The sequence below is a fragment of the Lactiplantibacillus sp. YT640 genome, from assembly GCF_049745435.1.
GTDB lineage: Bacteria > Bacillota > Bacilli > Lactobacillales > Lactobacillaceae > Lactiplantibacillus > Lactiplantibacillus plantarum.
In genome coordinates this window covers 1-7637 of record NZ_JBMNVY010000059.1, presented here as the reverse complement: position 1 = coordinate 7637, position 7637 = coordinate 1, and the positions used below count along the sequence as shown (strand labels likewise).

General features: G+C 42.7%; 5 protein-coding genes, 3 pseudogenes and 1 other annotated feature. Of the genes and pseudogenes, 5 read left to right on the top strand and 3 right to left on the bottom strand.

What is annotated here, in order from left to right; translation table 11 throughout:
- Positions 1-175 precede the first annotated feature (175 nt).
- The 3 genes and pseudogenes from ACOV1R_RS15505 to ACOV1R_RS15495 all read left to right on the top strand — a co-directional run.
- Positions 176-570: pseudogene (locus ACOV1R_RS15505) on the top strand (hypothetical protein); the annotation flags it as partial.
- A 259-nt stretch (positions 571-829) separates the two neighbouring features.
- A complete protein-coding gene (locus tag ACOV1R_RS15500; RefSeq protein WP_003646131.1) occupies positions 830-1111 on the top strand; it encodes a type II toxin-antitoxin system RelB/DinJ family antitoxin in 282 nt (93 codons plus the stop codon).
- Positions 1101-1664, top strand: a complete 564-nt coding sequence (locus ACOV1R_RS15495) for a hypothetical protein (RefSeq protein WP_003646132.1) — start codon at positions 1101-1103, stop codon at positions 1662-1664. The genes ACOV1R_RS15500 and ACOV1R_RS15495 overlap by 11 nt, the downstream gene beginning before the upstream one ends.
- On the opposite strand, the gene ACOV1R_RS15490 is transcribed toward ACOV1R_RS15495, so the two are convergent.
- Both ACOV1R_RS15490 and ACOV1R_RS15485 read right to left on the bottom strand, forming a co-directional pair.
- Positions 1654-1932 carry a hypothetical protein gene (locus tag ACOV1R_RS15490; RefSeq protein ID WP_181590119.1) on the bottom strand — a complete coding sequence of 93 codons (279 nt, stop codon included), beginning with the start codon at positions 1930-1932 and terminating at the stop codon, positions 1654-1656. The two genes, ACOV1R_RS15495 and ACOV1R_RS15490, sit on opposite strands and share 11 nt — an antisense overlap.
- A 21-nt stretch (positions 1933-1953) precedes the next feature.
- Positions 1954-2181 (bottom strand): hypothetical protein, encoded by a 228-nt coding sequence (locus ACOV1R_RS15485; RefSeq protein ID WP_181590118.1) that lies wholly within the window; start codon positions 2179-2181, stop codon positions 1954-1956.
- A gap of 252 nt (positions 2182-2433) precedes the next feature.
- Between ACOV1R_RS15485 and mobQ the strand changes: the two are divergent.
- Both mobQ and ACOV1R_RS15475 read left to right on the top strand, forming a co-directional pair.
- Positions 2434-4494 (top strand): annotated as a pseudogene (mobQ, locus tag ACOV1R_RS15480) (MobQ family relaxase).
- Positions 4469-5062 (top strand): annotated as a pseudogene (locus ACOV1R_RS15475) (DNA topoisomerase); the annotation flags it as partial. The pseudogenes mobQ and ACOV1R_RS15475, both read left to right, overlap by 26 nt.
- A 259-nt stretch (positions 5063-5321) precedes the next feature.
- On the opposite strand, the gene asnB reads toward ACOV1R_RS15475, so the two are convergent.
- Positions 5322-6911, bottom strand: a complete 1590-nt coding sequence (gene asnB, locus ACOV1R_RS15470) for an asparagine synthase B (protein ID WP_181590116.1) — start codon at positions 6909-6911, stop codon at positions 5322-5324.
- 64 nt (positions 6912-6975) lie between these two features.
- Positions 6976-7224: a binding site (T-box leader), on the bottom strand.
- Positions 7225-7637 lie beyond the last annotated feature (413 nt).

The window sequence follows — 7637 nt, the reverse complement described above, 5'->3', positions numbered from 1 at the left end:
AGCTTTTCATGGATTAAAAACTCCTGTTTTTGATCTAATTTAACTAAAATCAAATCGAATGTCAAAGTATCCAAACACGTTCTAACACTGGAGGCCTTTTTTCTAGGTTATATATTTTGAGGATGAATGTTTTTATCTTCGTAGCTTTTACTTGGGTGCTGTAACATGATGAATACTGCTTAGTTTTTGGTGCCGTACCCCGCAACAGATGCGTCGCTTCGTTGGTATTATCTTAAATGCTAAGTACCGAGTTAAGAAGGATCATAAAGATATTGGCGTCATAATCCCACTGGACGACGAAGAACTTAAATTTTTAATGNAGATATTGGCGTCATAATCCCACTGGACGACGAAGAACTTAAATTTTTAATGACTAAAGCCTTGAGACGTTACTTTAACGCCCTAAGAAGCAATGAGAAGCACATCAAGAACGTGGAAAACTACCTGTACGGCACCATGCAAAACCTATTTGGCGTTTGGTGGAATAAACAAGCGGCTAGAGAACATGCGGCCAAACACCCCGAAGAAGAAAAGTCGGCCGACAACGACAACAGTGGGTTGTACTACTAGTCCTAAAAGGCTACAGAATCCTTTCTAAACAGTTTTAAGACTTACTAACCTTCCTTTACTTAAGTTAGATTTAAATGGCTTAAACAGAAGAATAGGGGCTTTTAAATGAGTGCCAGAGCTAACCAGGCTAACCAGCTCAAAAGTTCAGCCTTTAGATCAACGCCAAGCTCAAGTGATTTGAGGCCAGGGTTTTATCTATTGATAAGGTACTCAAAAGGTAGTATAACGGTAGTAGTAAAAGAAAGGAGATGAGACAATCATGGCAGTTAAGGAAAAGAAACGGGTCCAAGTCAAGATTGATAAAGATTTGGCCGATGATACCGAAGCAGTTTTAAGCGAATTGGGCTTAAATCCAACCACGGCCATTAACATGTTTTACAAGCGGATTGTTGCTAATGGTGCTTTACCTTTTAATGTGTCTTTAAGCGAAGAAGAAAGAGCTAATTTACGCTTTTTAAAGGCGACCGAAGGGACACCAGTCACCGAGTTCAAAGACGCTAAAGAGGTCGCTGATTGGCTCAACGATCCAGATGAGGACTAATGACTTAGTCAGCCTATACGTTAGAGCCTGTTTAGTGTCTTTCTTCGCTTCATGCTCAAAAGACACTAAACAGGCTCTTAGTTTTGTAGAAACTAACGGTGGCAAGTCTCGACCAGTTTTAATTCGTCGGGTATCAGGACAGACGGTCGAGGCTTTTAAAATTACTAGTCAGTATGAAAAGAAGTCGGCTTATATCAAGCAACAATATTATCCGATTCAAGATTGGCAATCCGCTGGGTTGAAGAAACCTTCCTGGATCGATCTTGGTAATATTTATCGCTTTCCCAAAGCCGGTTTAAACTTTAAAGAAATCGGTCATTTAAGTAAGCTAGATCAAAATAAAATTTCAGATTTTACACTTGACATAAAATCAAAAAGAAGAGGTAAGGGTCAAAAGATAATTCAACAGCGATCAAGTAAAAGGAAGCACAAAGAAAGTAAAGCAGAGCTTACACAAAGAATTCAAAAACAGTTAAAAGACTTTGCTAAACACAATCCAGAAATTAAGCCAAAAAACAATCCTGAAAATAAAAACGATCGGCCTAGTTATTAGGTTGATCGTTTTTGAATTTATTCGGCTTATGGGCATTAACATAACCGGCAAATGTTTTTAAAAGCTCTTCGGTTTGTTCAACCGAGAGATTATCAGCTTGAAAGTATTTTTCGAGCAAAGCCCCTTTTTGAATTAATCGACGAGAACGGGCTTTGCGGGCTTGCCGATTTTCATAATACTTAGATTGCCGTAATTTAAAATCTTCCCGCTCAATTTTTTGCTTTAAACGCGCTTGTTGTTCAATTAGTTTTTCATATTGATTAGGCATGGAATTCCCCATCTCCTATGACTAATGATCTACGGACTTTTCCTTTAAAAAATCGGATACTTTTTTGGATAAGGACTTGATATTGTCATTAGATAAATTAGCATAATCTAAATTGGCCTGACTGATGATTTGTTTACCTAGCCGTTGTTCAATCTTATTTTTTTCGTCCTTAACTTTTTGATTAAGGGCTTTTAATTTAGCTTCTTGTTTTTCTAAGTTACTTTGAGACATAACAATCCCTCCAATCATATTAAAAAATAATCACGGACACTATATCATACAGAGGACGTTAAGTCAAAGGATAAAAGTTGAAATAGCGAAGCGGAAGGCATACACTAAATTAAAGTTAAGAGAATCAGAAGACCGAGTGAAAAGAGGTCAATGTGCACTTACACGTCATCTTTGATGACGTTGTGCTAAACCCATTAAAACCTGTATTAGAAGTCGCCGATGGCGACAACAAAGTCAAGCCCATAGAATCAAAGAAAGAAGGTGACTGACATGGCAATCTTTCACATGAGTTTTAGTAATATTAGTGCTGGTAAAGGACGAAGTGCGATTGCCAGTGCCGCTTATCGAAGTGGTGAAAAATTATTTGATAATCAAGAAGGCCGACACTATTTTTATGCCCGCTCGGTTATGCCAGAAAGCTTTATTTTAACTCCCGAAAATGCGCCAGAATGGGCGAGTGATCGAGAGCAGTTGTGGAATGAAGTTGAAAAGAAAGATCGTAAATCAAACTCACGGTATGCAAAAGAATTTAACGTGGCTTTACCGGTAGAATTAAGTGAATCCGAACAGAAAGAATTACTGACAAAATATGTGCAAGAAAATTTTGTCGATCAAGGTATGGTAGCTGACGTAGCAATTCATCGCGACCACCCAGATAATCCGCACGCTCATGTGATGTTAACCAATCGCCCATTTAACCCCGATGGTACTTGGGGACAGAAAACAAAAACCAAATACATTTTAGATAGTCATGGTAATAAAACTAAGACCCCTGCAGGGAATGTGAGAAACCGAAAAATTTGGTTGGTTGATTGGGATAAAAAAGAAAAAATAACTGAATGGCGGCACAATTGGGCGGTTAGTGTAAATCAAGTTTTAGAGCAAAAAAATATTCCCGATCGGATCAGCGAAAGATCATTTATCGAGGAGGGAATAGATGATACCCCAATGCAACATGAGGGAATCAATAGTAAGCGGCATGAAAGAAAAGAATTTAACCAACAAGTTAAGGACTATCGCAAGGCCAAAGCCAGTTATAAAAATAACCAAGAAAAAGTAATCAATAGAGGTCATTTAGATAGCCTAAGTAAACACTTCTCGTTTAATGAAAAACGGGTAGTTAAAGAGTTAAGCCATGAACTGAAAACTTATATCAGTTTGGAGCACTTAGATGATAAGCGGCGCATGCTATTTAATTGGAAAAACAGCACCTTAATTAAACATGCGGTTGGTGAAGATGTGACTAAACAATTATTGACAATTAACCAACAAGAAAGCTCACTCAAAAAAGCAGATGAACTCTTAAATAAAGTGGTTGATCGCACGACTAAAAAACTTTATCCAGAGCTTAATTTTGAACAGACCACGCAAGCTGAAAGACGAGAATTAGTTAAGGAAACCGATAGCGAACAAACAGTTTTCAAGGGTAGTGAATTAAACGAACGTTTAATGAACATTCGTGATGATTTGTTGACCCAACAATTATTGACCTTTACTAAGCGGCCATACGTTGGTTTTAAGTTATTAATGCAACAAGAAAAGGAAGTCAAAATCGAGCTTAAATATACGCTGATGATTCATGATGATAGCTTAGAAAGTCTAGATCACGTTGATCAAGGTCTACTAGAAAAGTATTCACCAACCGAGAAGCAAAAGATTACTCGCGCAGTCAAAGATTTGCGAACAATCATGGCTGTTAAGCAAGTTATTCAAACCCAATACCAGGAAGTTTTAAGAAGAGCCTTTCCTAACGGCAATTTTAATGAATTACCAATGATTAAACAGGAACAAGCCTATACAGCCGTGATGTACTATGATCCTGTTTTAAAGCCATGTCAGGCTGAAACAATTGCACAGTGGCAAGCAAATCCACCACAGGTGTTCAGTCCCCAAGAACATCAACAAGGACTAGCTTATTTATCGGGACAGCTTAGCTTAGATCAGTTAGAAAATCATCACTTACAACGGGTTTTAAAGCATGATGGCACTAAACAACTCTTTTTTGGCGAATGCAAAGCCGATCCGACGATTAAGAACAGTCAGATCGAGAAAATCCAAAAGCAGTTAAAAGAGCAACAAGCCAAGGACGATCAGTACAGAAAAGCAAATATGGGGCATTATCAACCGCTAAATTATAAGCCAGTTAGTCCAGACTATTACTTAAAGACGGCCTTTAGTGATGCGATCATCACTGTACTATATCATCTTGATTAAGATTACCAACGGCAAAAGAAAGAACGTGGACTGAAAGAAACCGAGTGGGAAATGACGAAAAAGCAGCGGCAACACCAAACCCGGAACCGGCATGAAGATGGGGGCATGCACTTGTAATCACAAAATTAGCGACTGGTTAATTGGAATGAATGGCAGCCCTTTATACACCTTGCTATTAAGACAAAACGGGGTGCGCGGGGTGTACTCGATTGGTCGAGTACAGACGCCAACTTTGTATATGGTTTATCAAAGAGACCAGGCAATCAAAAACTTTAAGCCGGAACCTTATTTTGAACTAAATGCGGAAACTTTAACTAATCAGCAAAAATTCGTCGCAAAATTAGACCCCTATCAGCGATTTAAAGACGAAACAGGGCTAATGACATTCATACAGGCTAAACACGTTCAGAAAGGCTCACAGGACGGTTTTATCAAGGACATCCAAAAGCAAGGCAAAAAACGAGCTAGTCCACAACTATTCTCACTATCCAGTCTCCAGAGTGCCATGAATAAACGTTATCATGCCAGTGCCAGCCAGACTTTGGCGGCCATTCAGAGTTTATACGAAGACAAACTGCTCAGTTATCCCCGCACCGATTGTGCTTATATCACTGATGAAAAATTTAGTTATTTAGTGACTAATCTGACGAAGTATCTGGGTTTAGTCTCTAAGCCAGTGGGAGTGTAAAATAAAAGGACAGATAGAAAAGGCGCCAGTGGTTCAATTAATGAACTCGCTGACGCCCTTTGATTTAGGAATGTAATGTTCCTTGCGGTATCTCTAACTTAGCCATACGGCCTGCCGAGGAGGTTAGTCGCACTTCCGATAACGTGCTCCCCAACCGCAGGCCTAGTGGCTAAGTCCGGACGGAGAACGATGCGTTCCGCATCAACCCCCGTCCTATCCTTAGCCCACGGACTGCCTTATGGTTGGTCCGCACTCACTACTTGCCCGAGTCCCCGTAGTTGGAGAGAACGCGAGCGGATGGGTCGTCAACGTCGCAACCTTCCCAGTCGCTGTTTGGCATCCAGTAGTCCTTGATCCATTCGGCCTTGCCCGGGAAGAATTCTTCAAAGATGTCGCGGTAGAGCAAGGATTCCTTGGTAAACGGCGTCTTGTAGGCGTACTTTTCGCTGGCCTTGGCCACGTCTTCATCCGTGTACTTGGCGTCGGCGTATTCCTTTAAGTCGTTGACCAGGGAGTGACCAACGGCATCGGAGAAGGCCGCCTTTTCCCGCATCAAGATGTCGTCTGGCAAGTAGTCTTGTCCGGCAAAGGCCATCCGCAACAGGTACTTCCCCTTGTCGTAGTGGTTCATCTTCATGTCCGGGTCTAAGGACATCACGTATTCCACGAAGTCGAGGTCGGCAAACGGCACCCGGCCTTCAAGCGAGTTAGCCGAGATGCAACGGTCGGCCCGAAGCACGTCGTACATGTACAGTTCGCGGACCCGCTTCATCGATTCGCTTTGGAAGGCCTCGGCGTTCGGGGCGTAGTCGGTGTACTTGTAGCCAAACATTTCGTCGGAACATTCCCCGGTCAGGATCACCTTCAGGTCGGTCGTTTCGTGGATCTTCTTGCACAATAGGTACATTCCGATCGAGGCCCGGATGGTCGTAATGTCCCAGGTTTCCAGGGTATAAATAACCTCACGCAGCGCCCCTAAAACATCGTCGCGAGTCATGATGAATTCGGTATGGTCAGTGCCTAAGTAGTCGGCAACTTCGCGGGCGTACTTAAGATCGATCGGGTTGCGGTCCATCCCGATCGCAAAGGTCCGTAACTTCTTGCCCGGCATTAACTTAGATGCGATCGAGCAAACCAGGGAAGAATCCAGCCCCCCGGACAACAGGTAGCCCACCGGAGCGTCAGCGTGGAGCCGCTTTTCAACCCCCTTGACCAGGTAGTCGCGGATGACGGTCGTGGCTTCTTCAAAGCTCGGCGTGTGCATCCGGGTAACCATGGCTGAGTCGCGGTAGGTAACGAACTTTTCGCCGTCGTAGTAGTGGCCCGGTGGGAACGGGAAGATTTGGTCGCACAGGTCTATCAGGGTCTTGGCCGTGGAACCAAAGGCGATTTCGCCCTTCTCCTTGGTGTAGCCGTAAAACATTGGCCGGATCCCGATCGGGTCACGCCCGGCGACGACCTTTTTGGCCACCTTATCGTATAAAACAAAGGCAAATTCGGCGTCGAGCATCTTGCACATGGTGTCCAGCCCGTACTTACGGTAGAGCGGGATCAAAACTTCGCAGTCACTAGAGCTTTGGAAGCTGAAGTCGTCTTTTAAGTTCTCCTTGAGCTGTAAGAAGTTATAGATTTCCCCGTTGCAAACCAGGGTGCAGTCTTCGCCCTTGAAGGGTTGCATCCCGTCGTCGGACAAGTCCATGATCGCCAGGCGGTTGAAACCAAACATCACCGCGTCTTCTTCGACGGTTTCAGTCATGTCCGGGCCGCGGTCAACGTTTTTCTCCAGGGCGTCGCAAAAGGTCGTTAAATCAAATTCCTTAGAATCAACAGCTAAAAATCCGCACATTGTAAAGTCTCCTTTGTGGTTAAACCGTGGATGAAAAAAATAAGCCTTTCACCCCTTGCTTTTGACAAGGGACGAAAGGCTTATTTCCGCGGTACCACCCAAGTTGGCTAGGGTATTACTAGCCCACTTTTCATTGAGTACAAACATACTCATCCGGTGGTAACGTTCCGGTCACGACTAAGCCTACTTTGCAATGCATTTGGGTTAGTAATCTTCGAAAGTGTTATTCAATCGCAGAGGGTTGGTCAGGTTTCCACTAGCCCTGACTCACTGGACAAATCAATGACCTACTCGTCTTTCTCATTTTTCTCTTATTTAATTTTTTCCAATTCTAGCGAACTTTATTTAAGTTGGCAAGCCCCTAAAGCGATTTTTTTGAAAAAAGTGTAACGCCCCGACCAAAAAAGGGGCCAAAACGGGGTGAAGAACGAACTTCTCAAATCGGGGTGCAGATCCGGTTCGGAAGTGCAAAAGCGCATCCAAAGAAGCTTATTAACCCTTTCTAATAAATTGGCTAATAATTGATTCTATAATAAAGTATGGGTAAGGAAAGCAAGTAGGGAAGATTAATTCACCCATCGGGGGGAGAGTGTCAAGAATGTTGTGTAAATGCATAAAAGATTTCTGAATTGTATAGAAATTTAACTTAACCATTCCTCGAGATCGCAATGGCCGGTTTGAAAATCATACCTTGCCAGCCTACGGTCGGCACAGTGATAATTTAGA